This is a genomic window from Rugamonas fusca (assembly GCF_014042365.1).
GTDB lineage: Bacteria > Pseudomonadota > Gammaproteobacteria > Burkholderiales > Burkholderiaceae_D > Rugamonas > Rugamonas fusca.
Genome location: NZ_JACEZS010000012.1, coordinates 180,755 through 201,218, shown reverse-complemented (window position 1 = coordinate 201,218; position 20,464 = coordinate 180,755). Strand labels below are relative to the sequence as shown.

Sequence of the window (20,464 nt, the reverse complement as noted above, 5' to 3'; positions counted from 1 at the left end):
GCACGCCGGCGATGGCGTCCGAGCCGTACTGGGCGGCGGCGCCGTCGCGCAGCACTTGCACGTCCTTGATGGCCAGCATGGGGATGGCGTTCATGTCGGTGCCCGTGTTGCCGCGGTTGCGCGCGCCGAACAGGTTGACCAGGGCCGTCGTGTGGCGGCGCTTGCCGTTCACCAGCACCAGGGTCTGGTCCGAACCGAGGCCGCGCAGGGCGGCCGAGTCGACCAGGTCGGCGCCGTCGGCGCCGGTCTGGCGGGTCGAGTTGAACGAGGGCGAAATATTGGTCAGGGTCTGGGCCAGGTCGAACTGGCCGCCCGATTCAGCCACCTTGTTCAAGGGAATCACGTCGACCGGCACCGTGGTGTCGGTGGCGGAACTGGCGACGCGGCGCGAGCCGACCACGTTCACGGTTTGCATCGTGTCGTCCTTGGCGGCGGCGGGGGCGGTCTGGGCCTGGGCGGCCGGGCTCAGGCCGGCCAGGGCCGCGCCGCCGTACAAACTGAACAGGACCGCGCGACGCAAAAGGGTGGGGGTAAGCATGGTGTCTCCGTATTGTTGTCCGCATGAGCCGGGGCATGCGGGTCTTGTCGTGTGTTGTCGGCTGGCCGGCGCCGGGGTGGGCGGCGAATTTGCCACGGTTTCCGGTGCTTCGGTCAGTTGATTATTCGGCAGCTGTTGCGGGGTATCAATGGAAATGTTTTCCTCGCCATATTCCGGATTGGAATGCCGGGGCCATGGGCCGGAACGGACGGGCGTAGCAACGCCGCGCGCCCGCGCGGGCGGGCTCGCTTGTAGGAAAGTAGCAACAGGGGGAGGGCGTCAGTCGGCCGCGTTCGCCCGTTCGCGCTCGTGCTGGTCCAGCAGCCAGCGCTTGAATGTGATCACGCCGGGCAGGCCGGCCTTGCGCTTGGGGTAGATCAGGTAGTAGGCGCTGTCCGATTGCTGCTCGGGCGGGAACAGTTCGACCAGCGCCTGGCGCTTGATTTCGTCGGCCACGAACATGGCCGGCAGCAGGCCGATGCCCAACCCCGCCTTGGCCGCCTCCACCGCCATCGAGAACAGTTCGAAATGCAGGCCCTGTTCCTTGGGCGGGGCGACGATGCCGTGCGCGTCGAACCAGTTGGGCCAGCTGTCCGAGCGCGACGTCTGGTGCAGCAGCGTGTAGGCCGTCAGTCCCGCCATGTCGGCCGGGCGGCCGTGGCGTTCGATGAAGCCGGGGCTGCACACGGGCACCAGGGTTTCACTTGACAACCTGTGGTGCTCGCACTGGGGCCAGCCGGGGCGGCCGAAGACGATGCCGGCGTCGATGCCGGTGCCGCCGAAGTCCACGCGGCTCAGCTGAATCTTCAGGTTCAGCGTCAGGCCGGGGTGGGCTTCGTACAGCAGCGGCAGGCGCGGCACCAGCCACTTGGTGGCGAAGGTGGGGAACACGGCCAGGTTGAGCACGCCGCCACCATCGCGCGAGGCCAGCACTTCCTGCATCACGCCTTCCAGCTCGTCCAGGCAGGGCGGCAGGCGGGTCCACAGCAGCTCAGCGGCGGCGGTTGGCACGAGGCCGCTGGCCTGGCGCTCGAACAGGGGCTGCTCGAAATACGCTTCCAGCGCCAGGATCTTCTTGCTCACGGCGCTCTGGGTCAGGGCCAGCGCGTTGGCAGCGGCGCTGATGTTTTGCAGCTTGTACACCATCTCGAAGGCGTGCAGGGCGGACAGGGAGGGCAGGTTGAGGCGCATGGCGTAGGCGAATTCTTATGGCGAAACAGTCTCTGCCGCCATTGTCCCGCATCCGGCGCGAAAAGGGTATTCTCAAATGGAATATGGCGTCGAAATCATTTCGCTTGTGGGGCTTCCGGGGCATATCGAATAATCGGCGCAACTTCACCATTTGCGGCAGTGCTGCTTTTTTCACCATGACCACCCTCGATTACCTCCTGACCTCCTGCATCGGCGCCGCCGCCACCGCCCGCATGACCCGTTTGATGCACGTGCCGGCCGAATTGTGCGACGCGCCCGGCAACGGCGACGCCACCGTGGCCGTCACGCGCGCCGAAATCGCCTACGCCATGAACGTGCTGCTGTTCCGCGACCTGCTCGAGCGCGTCCCCGAAGGCAAGGCCTACACGGAAGACGCCGTGGCCAGCGGCCGCCGCGTGTTCTTCGACCATGGCGCCGTGCGCTCCGTGAAGATCGCCGCCAATGGCCAGCTGCCGTGCGGCGAGGCGGCCATCACCCGCTTCCTGGCGCCGCTCGGTTATCGCCTGAACGAAAACTACCCGCTGCCGCGCCTGAAAATGATGGGCCGCGCCTACGTGCACGCCGATCTGCCGGAAGACATTCCCCAGTTCTTCGTCAGCGAACTGGAAGTGGAGCGCTTCTCGCCCGAGTTCCAGGCCGCCGTGGGCCGCGTCGTGGCCAGCTCGGTCGATCCGCTGGACGCGCGCGACCTGGACCTGCTGAAGGAACTGGAAGCCCGGCGCAGCCTGCCGCTGGCCGACGCCGTGACGCTGCTGCAATCGCTGGTGCGCTGCTTCGCCCGCCAGCACGACGTGCCGGCGCTGGACGACTATGAACTGCTGCTCAAGGAATCGCAGGAAATGGCGTGGATCGCCACCGAGGGCAACGCCTTCAACCACGTGACGGACCGCGTGCCCGATTTGCACGCGCTGTCGGCCGAACAGCAGCAGTTGGGCCGTTCGATCAAGCCCGCCATCGAGGAGGCGGCACGCGGCACCATGCGCCAGACGGCTTACCGCGCGGCCCAGGTGGAGCGCGTGTTCCGCACGCCGAACGGCTGCGTGGTGCGCCGCGTGCCCGGCTCGTTCTACGAATTCATCTCGCGCGACCGCGTGCGCAACGCCGACGGCGAAGAAGTGCTGGACCTGGGCTTTGACAGCAGCAACGCCACCGCCATTTTCAAGATGACGTCGGCCGACGGCGCCGCGGCAACGATGGCCAAGGCGGCATGAGCGTCCAGCTGCTCGCACAGCTGGACGGCCTGCTGGGCCAGGCCGGCATGCTGACGGCCAGCACCGACTGCGCGCCCTACGTGCAGGGCGCGCGCTACGGCCAGGGCGTGGCGGTGGCCGTGCTGCGGCCGGCCACGCCGGAACAGGCCGAGGCGGCGCTATCGCTGCTGCACGCGCATGGCGCGCCATTCGTGCTGCAAGGCGCGAACACGGGCCTGGTGGCGGCCGCCACGCCGGACGCCAGCGGACGCCAGTTCGTGTTCAGTCTGGACCGGCTCAAGGACAGCATCACCATCGACGCCGATGAGCGCACGGCCACCGTGGGCGCCGGCGTGCGCCTGTCCGAACTGAACGAGGCCGCCGCCGCCATGGGCCTGTGCTTCCCGATCGACCTGTCGGCCGATCCCACCATCGGCGGCATGATCGCCTCCAACACGGGCGGCGCGCGGTTGATCAAGTACGGCGACGTGCGCGCCAACCTGTGCGCGGTGGACGCGTGGCTGCCCGAGCGTGGCGGCATGCTGCGCTTTGGCAGCGCGCTGCGCAAGAATAATACGGGCGTCGATTTCAAGCAGCTGTTGTGCGGCACGGGCGGCGCGTTCGGCGTGATCCTGCGCGCCACCGTGCGCCTGCATCCCTTGCCGGCGCAGCGCGCGACGGCGCTGGTGGTGCCTGCATCCAGCGCGGCCGTGATGCCGCTGCTGGCCGCGCTGGAGCGCGAGCTGCCCGAATTCATCGCCTCCGTCGAAGGCATGTCGCAGGAAGCCATGCAGGCCGTGTTCCGCAACGTGCCCTCGGTGCGCAATCCGTTCCCGGCGGGGCAGGTGCCGCCGTATGCGCTGCTGGTCGAGTTGAGCACGTCGCTGCCGGCCCGCGCGCTGGCGCTGGACACGGTGCTGCAGGACGCGCTGGGCGCCTTGATGGAACAGGAACTGCTGTCCGACGCGCTGTTTGGCGACCAGGACATGCTGTGGGCCCTGCGGCACGGCATCAGCGACGCGCTGCGCCACGAAGGCCGCGTGATCGCGTTCGATATCGCGCTGCCGCGCAAGCACTGGGCGCCGTTCCGCGCGTGGGGGCAGCAGTGGCTGGCCGCCTCCTGGCCGGGCGTGCGCATCTGCGACTTCGGCCACGTGGCCGACGGCGGCCTGCACTACAACCTGGTGGCGCCGAAGACGGGTCCGCAGGCGCTCGACGATGAGGCCATCGCCGCCTTGCGCACCACGCTGCTCGACACGGTGGTGCGCGATTACGACGGCAGTTTCAGCGCCGAACATGGCATCGGGCCGTACAACCGGGCCTACTACCAGCGCTACACGCCGGCGCCCGTGCGCCGCCTGGCAGGTGAACTGCAATCGGCCATGATGCCGGCCCTGCAGTGGCGTAACGTGCATTTCGACTGACGCGCCACGTCAGGGCAGCGTCAGGGCAGCAGGTGCGCGGCCATCCGGCCGCGCGCGACTTCGAGACAGGACGATGGACCATGCAAGCGTTTGCCCGACAACTGTGCCGCACCAAGCCCGTCGCCGCCCATGCCGAGGATGGCGCCGGCCCTGAACGTTCCGCCCATGGCCTGGGCCGCACGCTGGGCCTGTTCCCGCTCACCATGATCGGGGTGGGCGCCACCATCGGCACCGGCATTTTCTTCACGCTGGTGGAAGCGGTGCCCAAGGCCGGGCCGTCCGTCATCCTGGCCTTCCTGCTGGCCGCGCTGACGGCCGGATTGACGGCATTGTGCTACGCCGAGCTGTCGTTCCGCATACCGGCCGCCGGTTCCTCCTACTCGTTCGCCTATGCCACGGTGGGGGAGTTCGCCGCCTTCATCATGGCTGCCTGCCTGCTGCTCGAATACGGGCTGGCGGCCAGCGCCACGGCCATCGGCTGGTCGGACTACCTGAACAACTTCCTCGTCAACGCCTGCGGCTGGCACATTCCGGCCGCGTTGCGCTCGCCCATGTTCGCCGCCGGCCCGCACGGCACGGAATTCCATCCGGGCGCCATCAACCTGCCGCCCATGGTGCTGGTGATCATGTGCGGCTACCTGCTGTTGCGTGGTACGAAGGAGTCGGCCACGGCCAACGCGGTGCTGGTGCTGGTCAAGCTGGCCATCATCATCTTCTTCGTCGTGATCGCGTTTTCCGGCTTTGACGCAGCCAACTTCCACCCGTTCTTCAACGCCGACAACAGCAAGGGCTACGCGGGCATGGCCGGCGTGACGGCCGCCGCCGGCACCGTGTTCTTTTCCTTCATCGGTATCGACACCATCGCCACGGCCGGCGAGGAGGTGAAGAACCCCAAGCGTAATGTCCCGGTGGGGATTCTGGCGGCGCTGGCCATCGTCACCGTGTTTTACCTGCTGGTGGCGGTGGCCGCCGTGGGCGCGCAGCCGGCCCGCATGTTCGATGGCCAGGAGGCGGGGCTGGCCGTGATCGTGCAGAACGTGACGGGCAAGGCGTGGCCGGCGCTGGTGCTGTCGGCCGGCGCCGTGGTGTCGGTGTTCTCCGTCACGCTGGTGACGATCTACGGGCAGACCCGCATCCTGTTCGCCATTTCCTGCGACGGACTGATTCCCAAGACCTTCCAGCGCGTGCATCCGCGCACGCTGGCGCCGGTCAGCAACACGGTGATCGTGTGCCTGGTGGTGGGATTGACGGCCGGGCTGGTGGACGCCACCTTCCTGTGGGACATGGTGAGCATGGGCACACTGACGGCCTTCATCGTGGTGGCCATCGCCGTGCCGGTCATGCGGCGCAAGGGCATCGGCGCCGACGTCGATGGCTTCCGCGTGCCGTTCGGCCCGTACCTGGTGCCGGCGCTGAGCATCGTGGCCTGCTTGTTCATCATGAAGGATTTGTCGGCCGCCACCTTCCACGTGTTTTTCGCGTGGATGGGCGTGGCTGTAACCGCGTATTTCGCTTACGGCCTGCGCAATTCGCGCCTGAATCCGCTACTGCGTAGCGCCGCCTGAACCTGTCGTCTCGCTAATCGCGGCTGGCGGCGCGGCGCCGCCACGCCGGCTCGCACAGCACGCGCGCGATCACGGCGTCCGGCACGCCGAGCGTCGCCATGAATTTGGCCGCCGCCCGCATGCCCGATACTTCCTTGAGGGCGATGCCGGCATCGACCACCTTGTCGAGGTTGGTCCTGGGAGTGGGTGTTTTTTCAGTGGACATGGCTGTTCTCCGCCTATGTCCATTGTAGTGGAACCGCAATTTCTTTGAGTCGGCGCCAGCATTCAAGCGTGCGAGGCGGCGCCGCGACTGGGCCGGGTTTGCACGCCGCGTGTCTTCTCGACGTCGCTGCCAGCGCTTAAGGTCGGTCGGCGGCGGCGGTCCTGTTCAATATTGAATTGTCCGGCAAGACGATCTTTGGCAAGGGCAGGGCGACCAGTCGCGCCGCCTCGTCGGCCGGGATCCCCAGTCCCAGCAGCACGGCGTGCACCACCGCTTCCGGATAGTTGGCCGGCAGCGTTTCCCGCGCCTGGGATTGGGCCGCGCACAGCAGCGTGCCCGTGACCAGGTCGATGGCCACGCGCACCAGCATGGGCGCGAAGCGCTGTTGGGCGATCCCGGCGTCGAGGTCGCGCGCCAGGAAAGCCACCCCGATCAGTTGGCCGTCCGCCACGGGCAGCTTGAGCCGCGACAGGAAGGCGCCGAGCAGCGGATAGCCGCGTACCGCATGCAGCAGCAGGCGCGCGCCGCAGGCCACCCGCGCGGCCGGGTCCGCATGCAATTGCACCACCGGGTCGATCAGGCGCAGCAATTCGTCGCTGAGCGCACCGGCCACCCCCGCCAGCAATTCCTCGTTGGTGCGGAAGTAGTTGTAGAACGAGCCGCGCGCCATGCCGGCCAGCGCGATCACGTCGTCGATGACGGCCGCTTCCGGCCCTTTTTCCGCAAATACCTGCAGCGCGCTTTCGAGCAGCCTGGCGCGCGTGCGCTCGCGCCGTTGCGCCGCCACCCGCGTGCGGTGATCCACTGTCAATTCTGTGTTTGTCATGCCTGTCGCCGTGCGAGAGCGGCGCCTTCCTGCCTGTTTGTCAACGAACCGCCAGTATGCCACAGGCAACACGGTACGCCAGCGCGCCCGTAAATTGAGTTGACACGTTCGTCAAAATGACGATAATGTCAGTACAAAATCAAATTTCCTTGACCCTGGTCAAGAATTGACAGGAGACGCCATGCCCGCCACACCCCCGACACTGAATACCCCGCCCGCCTATCCCGAGCATGCGCTGCCGCATCCGGTACGCCGGCTGGAGCGTCCCGCCGCCCTGGTCCAGGCCCGTGCGCTGGCCTTCCTGATGTTCGACAAGCCCGACCTGGCGGCGATGGAAGCGTTCCTGGCCGACTTCGGCATGACGCCCGTGTCCCGCACGGCCGGGCAGCTGACGATGCGCGGCAGTGGCCAGGCACCGTGCATCTACCTGGCCCGCCAGGCCAGGCGTTCCCGTTATGTGGGGGCCGCGTTCACCGTGGACGGCGAAGCCGAGCTGGCGCGGCTGGAAGCGCACGCCGGCGCCCGCCGCCTGCCGGCCGGCAGCATCCCCGGCGGCGGGCAGGGCGTGGAACTGGTCGATCCGGCCGGCCATCTGCTCTGGCTGGTCACCGGGCAGGCGGCGCTGGACCCGCTGCCGCTGCGCGCGCCGCTGCATCCGCTCACCAACGGGCCGGGCCTGAACCGCCGCGTCAACGCCACCATCCGGCCACCGCTCGAGCCGGCCGCCATCGCCCGGCTGGGCCACGTGGTGCTGCAGACGGTGGACTTCGCCACCATGGCCCACTGGTATATGCGCCACCTGGGCGTGATCCCCACGGACGTGCAGTACCTGGCCGATGGCTCGCCCAACCTGTGCTTCTTCCGCCTCGACCTGGGCGACACGCCGGCCGACCACCATACGCTGGTGCTGGCCGGCGGCATCGAGGACAAGTACGAACACAGCGCCTATGAAGTGCTGGACCTGGACGCGCTGGGCCAGGGCCACAACGTGCTGCGCGCCAATGGCCACCGGCACATGTGGGGCATCGGCCGCCACATGCTGGGCAGCCAGCTGTTCGATTACTGGTACGACCCCGATGGCATGGAGTTCGAGCACTACACGGATGGCGACCTGTTCACGGCCGATCACGAAACCCATTACGTGCCGCTGGACCTGGCCGGCATCTGGACCTGGGGCGACGACGTGCCGCCGACCATGGGGCCGGCGCGCAATCTGGGCACGCTGTTCAAGGTGCTGCGCCTGCTGCGCCGCGGCGCGCTGACCCGGCAGCGGCTCCAGCTGCTGGCGCGGGCCATGTCGGCGCCACCCCGGCCCTGGCTCTGATCCCCGGCAGCCGCCACCGCAATCACCACCACACTGAGAGAACACCATGGCAATTCAAGTGATCCATTTCGAGTATCAGGGACAGCGCCGCTGGGGCGTGGCGCACGGCCGCATGGTCGACCCTTTGCCCGGCAGCTTTGCCAGCACCGCCGACTTCGTGCGCGATGGCATCGAACTGGCGCAGCGCTCGGCGCGGGCGCAGGCCGTGCTGCCGCTGGACGCCGTCACCTTGCTCTCGCCCATCACGACGGACCGGCAGTTCGTGTGCCAGGGCATCAACTACGCCAGCCACGTGCGCGAGTCCGGCATGGACCCGGACCGGATCGGCTTTAACACCCTCTTTACCAAGGCCTCGTCCTGCCTGGCGGCGGCCGACGCGGACGTGCTGCGGCCAGCCCACGTGCGCCTGCTCGACTATGAGATTGAACTGGGACTGGTGCTGCGCCGGCCATTGACGGCGGCCTGCGAGATCGGCCCCGATTCGCTGCACGAATGGCTGGCCGGCGTCACCATCGTCAACGACGTGTCGGCGCGCGACGTGCAGCTGCCGCAAGCGCAGTTCTACAAGGGCAAGAGCTATCGCACCTTCGGCCCGGCCGGCCCTTTCCTGGTCCTGCTGAGCGCGGACGAATGGCGCCGCTGGCCCGAGCTGCACATGCGCCTGTGCGTCAACGGCCAGCCGCGCCAGGATGCCTATTGCGGCGACATGCTGTTCCAGCCCCACCAGACGCTGACCGAGTTGTCCGCCCTGCAGGACCTGCGGCCGGGCGACCTGATCGCGACGGGCACGCCGGCCGGCTGCGCTGCGCGCGCGCCGGGCAAGCTGCCGATGTGGGTGGCCCGCCACCTGTTGTCGGAGCAGGGCAAGTGGCGCATGTTCATCGACAAGGGCTTGTCCAACCGCGCCTATCTGCAACCGGAGGACGTGATGACGGCCACCATCCGCACCGACGATGGCGCCATCGACCTGGGCCAGCAACGCAACCGGATCGTGGCCGCATGAGCAGCCATCACCTGGCCGCGGCCTTCGATGGCTACGGCGCCAGCGCCGTCCCGCAGTTGCGCCGCCTGGCGCTTCCTGCGCCCCAACGTGGCGAGATCGTCGTGCGGGTGCAGGCCGCCGCGGTCAACCCCATTGACGTGCGCCGGCGCGGTGGTTATGGCCGCAAGCTGTTCGGGCTGCTCGGCGCGGCACGCCTGCCGCTGGTGCTGGGTAATGACTACGCCGGCATGGTGACGGCCGTGGGCGCCGGCGTGCCCGGTCTGCGGGTCGGCGATGCCGTGTTCGGCGCCAAGCCGCCGTCCAGCGCCGGCACCCATGCCCAGTATGTCGTGGTGCGCGCGGAACACGCGGTGCTGCGGCCGCGCGGCGTTCCCGCGCCGCTGCTGGCGGCCTTGCCCTACAACTACCTGACCGTGCGGCGCGCCCTGGCCGACGCCGGCATCGAGCGCGCGAGCGCGCATGGCCGCGCCGTGCTGGTGCATGGCGCCGGCGGTGGCCTGGGATTGCTGGCCCTGCAAATCCTGAACGCCTGGGGCGCCCACGTCACGGCCACCTGCGGCGCGGCTGCGATCGATAGCTGCCGCCGGGCCGGCGCCCTGCACGCGCTGGACTACCGCCGCCTGCCGCTGGCCGGCCTGCCGCGCCGTTTCGCCGCCACCCTCAACTTCGCCGACTGGGAAGACGAAGCGGCCTTGCTGGCGCTGCTGGCGCCCGGCGCGCTGGGGCATGCCACCACGGTGCATCCGATGCTGGGCAATGTCGACCGCCTGGGCCTGCTGCGGGGCGCCCTGGCCACATTGCGCCAGCGGCGCCAGTGGCGCGCGCGCGTGCCGGCCGGCGCCCGTTATGCGTGGACCGTGTTCCGTCCCGACCACGCGGCGCTGGCGCAACTGGCCGACGAGGCGGTCAGCTATGCGGCGCTGGCCAGCATCACCCCTTATGACCTGTCCGACGCCGCGCAGGCGTTCCAGCATGTCGAACAGCGCCGTCCCGGCCGGGCCGTGCTGCTGCCCCCGGCCTGAGCGGCCATCACATTGATATCAGGAGACGAGAATGACAGAAGCAATCACCAGCGGCGCAAGCCAGGCCGCATACACGGGCACCGTGCGCCGCATGGCCGACGTGCTGGCACTGGAACAGACGCCGTGGATGGATAAGCTGCCGGCCGCCAGCACGTATGCACTGTTGATGCAGGCCTGCGCGCGTCATCCGCAACGCTGCGCGCTGCGCTTCGTGATGAGCGCCGATCCGGCCGCGCCGGAATGCGTGGTCAGCTACGCGAACCTGGCGCGCCGGGTGACCCAGGCCGCCAACGCTTTCCACCGCGCCGGCATCGTCCATGGCAAGGCCGTGACGCTGCTGCTGCCCAATTTGCCGCAGACGCACTATGCCCTGCTGGGCGCGCAGGCCGCCGGCATCGCCAGCCCCGTCAATCCCATGCTGGAGGTCGAGCACATCGCCGCCATCGTCGCCGAGACGGGCGCCGAGGCGCTGGTGGCGCTGGCGCCGTTGCCCGGCACCGATATCTGGGACAAGGCCATGGCGGTGGTCGAACGCTGTCCCACCATCCGCACCGTGTACGCCGTGCGGGCCGATGGTTACCTGGATGCCGCCGCGCGGCCGATGCTGCAGGCCCTGTTCGAGCGGGCGCCCCGGCCAGGCCGGGAAGACGTCGCCGTGCTCGATTTCGACGCCGCGCTCAACGACCAGCCGGACCGGGCGCTGGTGTCGGGCCGCGTCATCGCCGCCACCGATGTGTGCTCCTACTTCCACACGGGCGGCACCACGGGCCTGCCCAAGGTGGCCGCCCACACGCACCTGAACGAGACTTTCGTCGCATGGGCGCTGGCCGCGTGGACGCCGGGCGACGCCGTGCTGCTGTGCGGTCTGCCGCTGTTCCACGTGAACGGCGCCATGGTGACGGGACTGGCGGCCTTCCACGCGGGCGCCGAAGTGGTGCTGCTGACCCCAGCGGGCTATCGCGGCAAGGACGTGCTGGCCAATTTCTGGCGTCTGGTCGAACGGTTCCGCGCCACCAGCTTCAGTGCCGTGCCCACCATCTACGCCACCCTGGCCGACGTGCCCCATGCGGGCATCGACATCTCCTCGCTGCGCTACGCGATCTGCGGCGCGGCGGCGCTGCCGGCCGACGTGGCGCGCCGCTTCGAGGCCGCCACCGGGGTGCGGTTGTACGAGGGCTATGGTCTGACCGAGGGCGCCTGCGTGTCCGCCTGCAATCCGCCTGAGGGCGAGCGCCGGCTGGGCACCGTCGGCCTGCGCTTGCCGTACCAGCAACTGCAGGCCTGGCGCGTGGACGCGGCCGGACAGGCGATCGCGCCGTGCGGCCAGGGCGAGGTGGGGGTGATCGGTATTTGCGGCCCCAACGTGTTCCCCGGCTATCTGCGCGAGGCCGACAACGGCGGCATCTGGCTCAAGCCGGGCTGGCTCAATACGGGCGACCTGGGTTTTATCGATGCCGACGGCTACCTGCACCTGACCGGCCGTGCCAAGGAGCTGATCATCCGCGGCGGCCACAACATCGATCCAGCCATGATCGAGGACGCCTTGCTGCGCCACCCGGCCGTGGCGATGGTGGCCGCTGTCGGCCAGCCCGACGCGCACGCGGGCGAGCTGCCGGTGGCCTATGTGACCCTCAAGCCGGGCGCCACGGCCAGCGCGGAAGCCTTGCTGGCGGCGGCGCGCGAACTGGTGCCGGAGCGGGCCGCCGTTCCCGTGCGGGTGGTCATCCTCGACCAGATGGCGCTGACGGCGGTGGGCAAGGTGGCGAAGGCGGCGCTGCGCCTGCAGGCCGCCGAACACGTGTTCCAGCGGCTGCTGGCGGCCGCGCAGTTGCCCGCCACCGTACGTGGGCGCGCCGACCTGCAACGGGGCATGGTGCTGGAAGTCGCGTGCGCGGCCGACGACGCGGCGCGCGTGCGCGCCTTGCTGGGCCAATTCAGCGTCCCGTTCGACGTGGTGAGCCGCGATTGACGCGCGCCCCACGCCCTGGCGAGCAACCCATTTTTCAAAAGAGAGCAAACGACATGAGACAAACCATCCCCCCGGTGGTAGACGTGCTGCTGGTCGGCCTGGGCCCCGTGGGCGCGGCCGCCGCCAACCTGCTGGGACGCTACGGCGTGCGCACCCTGGCGATCGACAGGGCCACCGACGTGTTCATGGCGCCGCGCGCCATCGCGCTGGACAACGAAGCGCTGCGCATCCTGCAAATGGCCGGACTGGAGGAGGGCGCGTTCGCCACCCAGGCCATCGCCAAGGTGCAGATGCGCTCCCCGCTGCTGGGACGCTATGCGCGCGCCAACACGGCCGGCCACGTCGATGGCCATCCCCGGCTGGTGACGTTCTATCAGCCGGAACTGGAGCGGGTCCTGCGCGCGCGGCTGGCCGCCTATCCCAACGTGCAGCTCGCGCTGGGCGTCGAGCTGACCGATTTCACCGAGCAGGAGCACGGCGTGCTCGCACAATTGCGGCTGGCCGATGGCCAGTGCGCCACCGTACGGGCCAGCTACGTGGTGGGCGTGGACGGCGCCAGTTCCTTCGTGCGGCGCCAGGCCGGCATGGACTTCCATGGCAAGACCTTCGCCCAGGACTGGCTGGTGGTCGACGCCAGGGACGTGCCCAACCCGATCGATCACATCGAGTTCATGTGCGATCCGCGGCGCCCCACGCCGCACATGCCGGCGCCGGGTGGCCGGCAGCGCTGGGAATTCATGCTGCGCCCGGGCGAAACGCGCGAGCAGATGGAGCGGCCGGAGAGCATCCGCGCCTTGCTGCAACCGTGGTGCCGGCCGGAAGACATCACCATCGAACGCACGGCCGTCTACCGTTTCCACGCCCGCGTGGTGAACCGTTTCTCGCGCGGCCGGGTGTTCCTGGCCGGCGACGCGGCCCATATCACGCCACCCTTTGTTGGTCAGGGACTGGTGGCGGGACTGCGCGACGCGGCCAATCTGTGCTGGAAGCTGGCCTGGGTGGTGCAGGGCAGGGCCGCCGCCACCATCCTCGACAGCTATGACACCGAGCGCCGTCCGCACGCCAAGTCCATCGTCCGGCTGGCGCTGTGGATGGGGCGCCTGGTCATGCCGCGCAACCGCGTGGCGGCCCTGTTGATCCATGGCCTGATGTCGCTCACGCAGCGCATACCGGCCACGCGTTCCTATTTCCAGGACCTGGAGATCAAACCGCAGAACCGCTTTGGCCGGGGGCTGTTCAAGGCCGCCCAACGCGGCGCGCGCCTGGTGCGTGGCGGCATGCTGCCGCAGGGACTGGTGCGGCGCGGTGTCGGCCAGCCCATCGTATTGAGCGACGACGCGTTGGGCCAGCGGCTGGCGCTGGTGGGTTTTGGTTGCGATCCGGCCGCCGCTCTGGATGGCTGGCGGCGCGTGGCCTGGGCCCAGGTTGGCGGCGTGATCGTGTCGTTCCAGCCGCGCGGGCAGGGCGCGCTCGGCGAGCGTGATTGGGAGGACCTGAGCAATACGCTGGTGCCCGGCGCGGCGCCGGTGGGGTGGGTGGCCGTGGTGCGGCCCGATCGCACCGTCATGCACGACGGGCCGCTGGCCGAGGTGGACGCGGTGATCGACGAGGCGCTGGCGATATTGGGTGCGGGGCTGGCCCCCGCGCCCGCGACGGCGCCCGGATGGAAGGCTGCCGGGCCAGCCTGACCCGCCGACAGGCAGCGCAGACTGCCGCAATGTTTTAACAACGAGGAGACAAGATGAACAAATTCAAGAAAACCGTGGCCTGTTCCGCGTTCGCGGGCGCCACCCTGGCGGCCACGTCCGCCATCGCCGCCGAGGCATTCGAGCCGCGCTACAACCTTGCCGGCAGCCTGGGAGGCGAGATGTTCGCGCCGCCCGACCAGACCGGGTGGGCCGCCGGCATCGCCTTCACGCAGGTCGACATCAGCAAGGTCACGGGCGACGATGGCCGGGCGCTGACCCAGCCCATCCCCGGCGGCGTGGTGCCGCTGCCGGCGCCCACGCCATCGGCCCTGTATCCAGGCTACGGCGCCAATACCGCGCACTTCGACGCCACCGGACCGATGACGCGCGCCGACCTGGCGCTGGGCTACATCACCACCGACCGTTATGGCGGCGGCAGGCTGGCCTTTGTCCTCGACTTGCCGTACGCAAAAAAGAAGCACGTCATCGGCGTGCGCGCGGACACGCCGCAACTGCGCTGGAACCCGGCTGTCCCGGAGGTGGTGCAATGGGCCGTGCAGGCACAATTCAACCAGCAGTACCAGGGCGCGCCGGCGGCCCAGGCGGCCGACTTCAGCGGCGAGACGACCGGCATCGGCGACCTGGAGTTGCAGGCGGCCTGGCTGTACAACCGCGAGCACATCAATGTGCTGGCCGGCGCCAGCGTGGTACTGCCGACGGGGAGATATGACACCAGTCCCGGTCCCCATATCGGCGTGGGCAATTTCTACACGCTGCGCCCGGCGCTGCAGATCGCCTGGCTGCCCACGCCGCAGATCGGCCTGGCGAGCAAGTTCTCGGTCGGCTTGAACACCCGCAACAAGGACAACCAACTGCGCAGCGGCAACTGGGTCAGCATGGAGGCGGCGGCCGGCTACAAGACGGCGATCGGCGTGATCGGCGTGCACGGCATCTACTTGCGCCAATACCAGGACGACGACAACAATCCGTTCGGCGCCAGCCGCGCGCGCTCCAATGATGCGGGGGCGTTCTTCACCACCAAGGTCCCCGGCATCGACGCGGCGTTGACGGTGCAATATATGACGAGCACATCGTCGCGCAACATCAAGCATGGCAATTTCACCCAGCTCCGCTTGATCAAGCTGTTCTGACGCCTGGGGTGCGCGCTTTTCGAGGCGCTTTCCGCGCGGGAAAACTGGTGATTTTGACTATGCCTGTGCTAGAATCTCGCCTCGCTGCCCGGATGGTGAAACTGGTAGACACTGGAGACTTAAAATCTCCCGCTCGTAAGGGCGTGCCGGTTCGATTCCGGCTCCGGGCACCAAGTACATAGCTGAAACTCGACGCAAGTCCCGCGACCCGCACGCCTGCCCGGCCTGCGGGTTTTTTCTTGCCCATGCCGTGCCAGGCCCCGCACGCGCAAGCCATGGGCTGTTGGATGGCAAAATGCTATTAATATTGCTGTTGTTTACTGTTAATTGTTCATGTGTTAATATTCTTAAATTGCATTAAGAATTCTTTGGCTGCGTGATGTGCCCGCTACTATGAGGCGCGTTGGTGCAGATAATTTTTAGTCCGGTGGTTTTGGCAAGGCACTCAATAAAAAGGGCAACTCCATGAAATTAAAAGCAATCCTTAGCACCTCCATCCTCGCTGGCCTGGTCACGGTTGGCGCTCCCGCCATGGCACTCGGATTGGCTTGCACCAATGTATCGGTGGGTAACGCGTCCCGCAACGACGTGACCCTGGACGGCGAGATCGCCGACAGCTGCCTTATTACCACTTCCAATCCACAACAAGGTCCGAATGGCAACATCAGCGCTTTCAATGGCCAGTGGCCCGGCGGCCCGTGGTCGCTGTTGAGCAAGGTCACCGGTTCCAGCGTCGCCTCGGCGACCAGCACCGCCACGTTCGGCGGCGTCAACTACAAAATCAATTTCACTGAAACGCCAGGCAGTGACGCCAAGAAAGGCACTTGGACCATCACCGTCAACAAGCCGGTGACCGTCGACTTGGTGTTCGCCATGCACGCGTCCAATAACAGCGGTGTGTTCTTCTTCGACAATCAGGCGCTGAGCAGCTCGCCGCTGGGCAACACCGGCAACTGGGTCATCAACTGGGTCAACCACGGCGGCCAGGTGCCTGGCTTCTCGAACCTGACCATCTTCGCCCGCGACCAGCATGTGAGCGCGGTTCCGGAACCGGAAACCTATGCCATGCTGCTGGCTGGCTTCGGTGTGCTCGGTTTCATGGCCCGCCGCCGCAAACAGAAGTAGTCCCGTGGCGCTGGCGGCCCGGCCGCCTTCGCCAGGATCAATGCAAAACGATTCAGACGAAGCCCAGCTTGCGCGTCGATGGCTGGTAATTTCGCAGGTTGGGCAGCACGGTGAGCAGATCACTGTCGCTCACCCCCATCCAGCTGCCCAGCGTGGCCGCGTACTGGTCAACCGAAGTGGTGGGCAGCAGGCGGCCCTGGCCCACGTCGTCCGGCCCGTCGCTGGCCACGGCCGGCGGCACGCCATAGTAGCGCTGGCCATGGACGGCGCCGCCGAGCACGAAGTGCATGCTGCCCCAGCCGTGGTCCGAACCGTCGTTGTTGACCGTCAGCGTGCGGCCGAAGTCGGACGCCGTAAACGACGTCACGCTGGCGGCCACGCCCAGCTCCACCGTCGCGGCGTGGAAGGCGGCCATGGCCTCGGCCACGCTGGTGAGCAGCCCCGGATGGACCGTGTTCAGGCCGTCGTGGTTGTCGAAGCCGCCCAGCGAGACGAAGAACACCTGGCGCCGCGCGCCGATCGCGCCGGCGCTGGCGATCATCCTGGCCACCATGTGCAACTGGCTGGCCAGGTCATTGCTGGCGGGGAAGGGCGTGCTGATCGCCGGCCCGCTGGCCAACGCCGCGCTGAGCACGCTGTTGGCGTCCAGTGCGCGCCGCGTCACGCGCGTGTATTCCTGCTCGAACAGGTGCACGCCGGGCTGGGTCACCAGCGCTTGCAGCGCCGTGCTGGCGGCCGCCGATCCGTACAGCGGTTTTTGCAGGGCGTTCAGCGGCACCGGGCCGTCGGCCGTGATCTGGTATTGCACCGCCGTATTGCCGGACATGAACACGGCGTTACCCGACACGTTGACGCAGGTGAAGGTCGCATTGCCATTGCCCGATACGAACAAGTCGCCCATGCGTCCGCCCCAGCCCGACATGGCCCCTTCGGGCGCCGACGATTGCCAGAACGATTGCTGGTCGTTGTGCGAGAACAGCTTGGGTGGCAGCGGCACGCTCTTGTTGCTGTATTGCAGCTTGGTGGTCGGTTGCACCAGCGTGCCCACGTTGAGCAGCACGCCCAGCTGGCCCGCATTGAACAGCGGCAGCAGTGGCGCCAGTTCCGGCGCCAGCGCGTACTGGCGCGGGAAGCCGCCCGCGTCCACGGGTGTGGTCACCGGCGCCAGCACTGTGCCATCGAGGCTGGCGCGGCCGTAGGCCAGGCCAGGGCGCAGGTTGTAATAGGCGTTGTAGTTGGCGCTGTCATATGGCACCAGCGTGTTGCCGTAGTCGTTGCCGCCGTACAGGAACACGCAAACGATGGCCTTGTAGTCGCTGGCGGTGGCGGCGGCCGCCTCGGCCATGGCGGCCAGGTTCAGCAGCCACGGCGTGGCGGCGCCAGCCACGGACAGGGCCGAGGCCCGTTGCAAAAAGGCGCGGCGGGATGCGTTGAGGGTGGGATCGCGGCTCATGTCGGCCTCCTATTTCAGTACCAGGAACTCGGGCGCGGCCAGCACCAGCAGCATGGCCGTGCGCACGCGGTTCAGGCGCCGCGCGTCGCTGCCGGACGGCATGGCGTTGAGCGCACCGAGCATCAGCGTTTGGGTGGCGCTGCCGATCTGCCCGGCGGCCAGTACCGTGTTCAGTTCGGCCAGCAGGGCCGGCGCGTCGTCGGCCAGCGGCAGCCAGGCGCTGTAGTCGGGCAGCACGTCGCCCACCCCCACGGCCACCACCCGTTGCATGAAATTGAGGTAACCGACCACGGACGACTCATTGGCGATCTGGAACTCCGGCGCCACCAGGCCGGCGGCGGCGATGCCGCTGTTGGGCGGCACATAGCCGGGCCGGAAGAAGTTGAATACGGTGGGCGAGCGCAGCGGACTCTGGCCGAGCCGGGTGGCCGGGTTGCTGGTATTGCCGATGCCCCAGCTGTCGGTGGCCGAGCTGGCCTTGCCGGCGCGCGCCCAGCCGGTGAAGCGCACTATGGGCTCGCGCAGCTTGCCTTCGCCCGCAGTGGCGCCGGACCCACTGGCCCGCGCTTCGGGATCGAGCAACACGGCCTTGAGCACGGCCCGCAGGTTGCCGCGCACGTGCTGGCCGTCGTCATTGAACGCGGCCGCCACCCGTGCCACGTAGGCGCGGCTGGGGTTGCTGGTGACGAGGCGCTGGATCAGCTGGCGGCCGATGAAGGGCGCCACGTTGGGATGGGCGTAGATGATGTCGAGCGCGGCCTGCAGCGCATCGGCGCCGCCCAGGCCGGACGGCACCGTGTGACCGAGGAAGGTGGCAGCGCCCGTCTCGTGGCGGGCTGGGTACTGGCGCATCGGGCGGCGGATGAAGTCCGGGCTGGCCGTCGTGGTGCCGGCCAGGTCCACGTCCCAGCCTGTGAAGATGCGCGCCAGCCCGCTCACGTCATCGGGCCCGTAGGTGTAGATGGGCGCGCCGCCGGCCAGCCGGGGCGTGCCGTCGCCGTTCAGCTGGACCAGGCCAATGGTGAACAACTGCATCAGCTCGCGCGCGTAGTTCTCGTCCGGGTGGGAGCCCGTGGCCGGATTGGCCTTGCTGTTGCCACGGAAGGTGAGGAACTGGCCCATGGCCACGCTGGTGGACACGGCGCCCAGCAGCGCGCGGTAATTGCCGAAGGCGTGCGCTTCGAGCAGGTCCAGCCAGGCGGCGGCCGAGAAGGCGCGCCAGCCCAGGCCCACCAGGCCGTCGATGGCGACCACGATGATTTCGGACAGGGCCAGCGTGACGCGCTGGCGCAGCGTGTCGGGCGAGCTGATCAGTTTGCGCCAGGCGGCCGCGTCGAACCCCGCTTCCGAATTCTTATAGGTGCTGGCGTTGTAGCCCTTGGCCACCAGCCAGTCCCAGCGCGTGCCGGAGGCGGGCAGGGCGAACTGGGCCTCCAGCCAGCCTTCATAGCCGAGTTGCTGGACGGCGGCGATCTGCGCGCGCTCGCTGCCCATGGCGGCCTGGGCCAGGAAGCGGGCCGCGTCGGCGTCGCTGATGGCGTCGGCCCGGATCACGGTGCCCAGCACGCTGGGGCGGGGGCTGGGGCTGTCGGGCGCGCCGGGGCTGGCGCCGCCACAGGCCGCCAGCAGGGTAGCGGCCGTCAGGGCGGTGGTGGCATAGGCGCCGGCGTTGGCCGCGGCCGGCGGCGCCGATGGTGCGGGTGGTGCGGACGTGGGAGCGGGCATGGCTGGTCCTCATCGAGCGGGAAACTTGATTGCGGGGACTGCGTGACAGCGTCGGGGTGATTGCTTGAGGAAAAATATATACCAGATTGCCGGGCATGCTCAGCGGTGTTACACGGCTGTTACACATGGCTTGCGCGGCGCCGGCAGGGCCCCGTCGCGCTGTATCTCTCAAGCAACAGCTGCCCAGGGTGGCGAGGCAGGCTGTGCTATACAACGGCGCCGGCTGGCGTTAATCTGGTTGAAACATTCGGCGCCTGGCGGCAGGGAACGTGACGCGGCGGCGTGGAGACAAGGCGAAGGAGACGGGTGGTATGGCTTTACACTTGAGCGCGATCGGTTGGCTGCACACGCTGGCGTCCCTGTACGCGCTGGTCGCGGGTGCACTGGTGCTGTCCGAGCCCAAGGGCGACCGGGCGCACAAGCGGGCCGGACGCCACTACCTGTACGGCGCGGCCGTGGCCAACCTGAGCGCGCTGGGCATCCACAAGATCGCCGCTTTCCACCTGTTCCACGGGTTCGCGCTGCTGTCCCTCGCTTGCCTGGCCCTGGCCTTCGGCGGCGCCTGCCTGCAGGCGCCGCGCCGGTATTGGCTGCGCATCCACCTGAGCGCCATGCTGTTCAGCTATTACCAGCTGGTGGCGGCCTTGATCCACGAGGTGTTTACGCGCACGCACGTGCTGGAGATGCGCCATTTCCCGCTGGTGTACACGCAGGGCCTGGCGCTGCTGGCGTTCCTGATGACGGTGTCGTATTTCTGGGGCCGCACGGCGCCCAGCGCGCCATCGTCGCGCATCTACGACCAGCAGCCGACGGCGGGACAGTGACTTGGCGGTGATTCAGTTTATGCGGTTGGCGCTGCGGCGCTGGGCTGGCATGCCCAGCACCCGCTTGACTACCGGCAGCGGCACCTGCGCCGATGCCATGTAGACCCAGGCGTTGGCCGCGCCCAAGCGCGCGTCGAGCGCGATGGCCTGGTCCACGATGCTGGCCATTTCGGTATTGCGGCGGGGCGGGTGTGCGTTGTCCATGTCGGCCTCGTTGGCG

At 68.3% G+C, this 20,464-nt stretch carries 18 protein-coding genes and 1 tRNA gene; 12 read left to right on the top strand and 7 right to left on the bottom strand.

The genetic code is table 11. The annotated features are described in order from the left end of the window. Nucleotides 1-538 (bottom strand): TonB-dependent receptor plug domain-containing protein (locus H3H36_RS15530; RefSeq protein WP_182218993.1); only part of this gene is annotated, 538 nt, incomplete at its 3' end. A 279-nt stretch (nt 539-817) separates the two neighbouring features. Next, nucleotides 818-1,729 carry a LysR family transcriptional regulator gene (locus H3H36_RS15525; protein WP_182218992.1) on the bottom strand — a complete coding sequence of 304 codons (912 nt, stop codon included), beginning with the start codon at nt 1,727-1,729 and terminating at the stop codon, nt 818-820. 176 nt (nt 1,730-1,905) lie between these two features. Between H3H36_RS15525 and H3H36_RS15520 the strand changes: the two genes are divergently transcribed. The 3 genes from H3H36_RS15520 (at nt 1,906) to H3H36_RS15510 (ending at nt 5,929) form a co-directional block, all read left to right on the top strand. Then, the gene (locus H3H36_RS15520) at nt 1,906-2,961 is read left to right on the top strand and encodes a DUF1338 domain-containing protein (RefSeq protein WP_229219930.1); all 1,056 of its coding nucleotides are present in this window, start codon (nt 1,906-1,908) and stop codon (nt 2,959-2,961) included. After that, nucleotides 2,958-4,364, top strand: a complete 1,407-nt coding sequence (locus H3H36_RS15515; RefSeq protein WP_182218991.1) for an FAD-binding oxidoreductase — start codon at nt 2,958-2,960, stop codon at nt 4,362-4,364. Before H3H36_RS15520 ends, H3H36_RS15515 begins: the two co-directional genes overlap by 4 nt. A gap of 80 nt (nt 4,365-4,444) precedes the next feature. Next, nucleotides 4,445-5,929, top strand: coding sequence for an APC family permease (locus H3H36_RS15510; RefSeq protein WP_182218990.1), 1,485 nt, complete (start codon nt 4,445-4,447; stop codon nt 5,927-5,929). Nucleotides 5,930-5,942: 13 nt separating this feature from the next. On the opposite strand, the gene H3H36_RS15505 is transcribed toward H3H36_RS15510, so the two are convergent. Together H3H36_RS15505 and H3H36_RS15500 are read right to left on the bottom strand one after the other, a co-directional pair. Continuing rightward, the gene (locus H3H36_RS15505) at nt 5,943-6,134 is read right to left on the bottom strand and encodes a hypothetical protein (protein WP_182218989.1); all 192 of its coding nucleotides are present in this window, start codon (nt 6,132-6,134) and stop codon (nt 5,943-5,945) included. Nucleotides 6,135-6,270: 136 nt separating this feature from the next. Next, the gene (locus H3H36_RS15500; RefSeq protein ID WP_182218988.1) at nt 6,271-6,960 is read right to left on the bottom strand and encodes a TetR/AcrR family transcriptional regulator; all 690 of its coding nucleotides are present in this window, start codon (nt 6,958-6,960) and stop codon (nt 6,271-6,273) included. A gap of 181 nt (nt 6,961-7,141) precedes the next feature. On the opposite strand from H3H36_RS15500, the gene H3H36_RS15495 reads away from it, so the two are divergent. The 8 genes from H3H36_RS15495 to H3H36_RS27070 all read left to right on the top strand — a co-directional run bounded on the left by H3H36_RS15495 (nt 7,142) and on the right by H3H36_RS27070 (nt 16,242). Beyond that, complete coding sequence (locus tag H3H36_RS15495) at nt 7,142-8,284, top strand: VOC family protein (RefSeq protein ID WP_182218987.1); 1,143 nt, start codon at nt 7,142-7,144, stop codon at nt 8,282-8,284. Between the two features lie 46 nt (nt 8,285-8,330). Continuing rightward, nucleotides 8,331-9,287, top strand: coding sequence for a fumarylacetoacetate hydrolase family protein (locus H3H36_RS15490; RefSeq protein ID WP_182218986.1), 957 nt, complete (start codon nt 8,331-8,333; stop codon nt 9,285-9,287). Further along, the gene (locus H3H36_RS15485) at nt 9,284-10,309 is read left to right on the top strand and encodes an alcohol dehydrogenase catalytic domain-containing protein (RefSeq protein ID WP_182218985.1); all 1,026 of its coding nucleotides are present in this window, start codon (nt 9,284-9,286) and stop codon (nt 10,307-10,309) included. Before H3H36_RS15490 ends, H3H36_RS15485 begins: the two co-directional genes overlap by 4 nt. A 31-nt stretch (nt 10,310-10,340) precedes the next feature. Continuing rightward, nucleotides 10,341-12,278 (top strand): acyl-CoA synthetase, encoded by a 1,938-nt coding sequence (locus tag H3H36_RS15480; RefSeq protein ID WP_182218984.1) that lies wholly within the window; start codon nt 10,341-10,343, stop codon nt 12,276-12,278. Nucleotides 12,279-12,331: 53 nt separating this feature from the next. Next, the gene (locus tag H3H36_RS15475) at nt 12,332-13,966 is read left to right on the top strand and encodes a bifunctional 3-(3-hydroxy-phenyl)propionate/3-hydroxycinnamic acid hydroxylase (protein ID WP_182218983.1); all 1,635 of its coding nucleotides are present in this window, start codon (nt 12,332-12,334) and stop codon (nt 13,964-13,966) included. A 53-nt stretch (nt 13,967-14,019) separates the two neighbouring features. After that, nucleotides 14,020-15,117 (top strand): transporter, encoded by a 1,098-nt coding sequence (locus H3H36_RS15470; RefSeq protein WP_182218982.1) that lies wholly within the window; start codon nt 14,020-14,022, stop codon nt 15,115-15,117. A gap of 86 nt (nt 15,118-15,203) precedes the next feature. Continuing rightward, nucleotides 15,204-15,290: transfer RNA gene (locus H3H36_RS15465), tRNA-Leu, on the top strand. 292 nt (nt 15,291-15,582) lie between these two features. Continuing rightward, nucleotides 15,583-16,242, top strand: coding sequence for a PEPxxWA-CTERM sorting domain-containing protein (locus H3H36_RS27070; protein WP_229219929.1), 660 nt, complete (start codon nt 15,583-15,585; stop codon nt 16,240-16,242). Nucleotides 16,243-16,294: 52 nt separating this feature from the next. On the opposite strand, the gene H3H36_RS15455 is transcribed toward H3H36_RS27070, so the two are convergent. Both H3H36_RS15455 and H3H36_RS15450 read right to left on the bottom strand, forming a co-directional pair. Continuing rightward, nucleotides 16,295-17,695 (bottom strand): DUF1501 domain-containing protein, encoded by a 1,401-nt coding sequence (locus H3H36_RS15455; protein ID WP_182218981.1) that lies wholly within the window; start codon nt 17,693-17,695, stop codon nt 16,295-16,297. 9 nt (nt 17,696-17,704) lie between these two features. Then, the gene (locus H3H36_RS15450) at nt 17,705-19,420 is read right to left on the bottom strand and encodes a DUF1800 domain-containing protein (protein ID WP_182218980.1); all 1,716 of its coding nucleotides are present in this window, start codon (nt 19,418-19,420) and stop codon (nt 17,705-17,707) included. 311 nt (nt 19,421-19,731) lie between these two features. Between H3H36_RS15450 and H3H36_RS15445 the strand changes: the two genes are divergently transcribed. Then, nucleotides 19,732-20,244 carry a DUF2306 domain-containing protein gene (locus H3H36_RS15445; protein WP_182218979.1) on the top strand — a complete coding sequence of 171 codons (513 nt, stop codon included), beginning with the start codon at nt 19,732-19,734 and terminating at the stop codon, nt 20,242-20,244. A gap of 12 nt (nt 20,245-20,256) precedes the next feature. Here H3H36_RS15445 and H3H36_RS15440 read toward each other — a convergent pair whose 3' ends face one another. Next, on the bottom strand, nt 20,257-20,448 hold the full coding sequence (locus tag H3H36_RS15440; protein WP_182218978.1) for a hypothetical protein: 192 nt from the start codon (nt 20,446-20,448) through the stop codon (nt 20,257-20,259). Nucleotides 20,449-20,464: the final 16 nt, after the last annotated feature.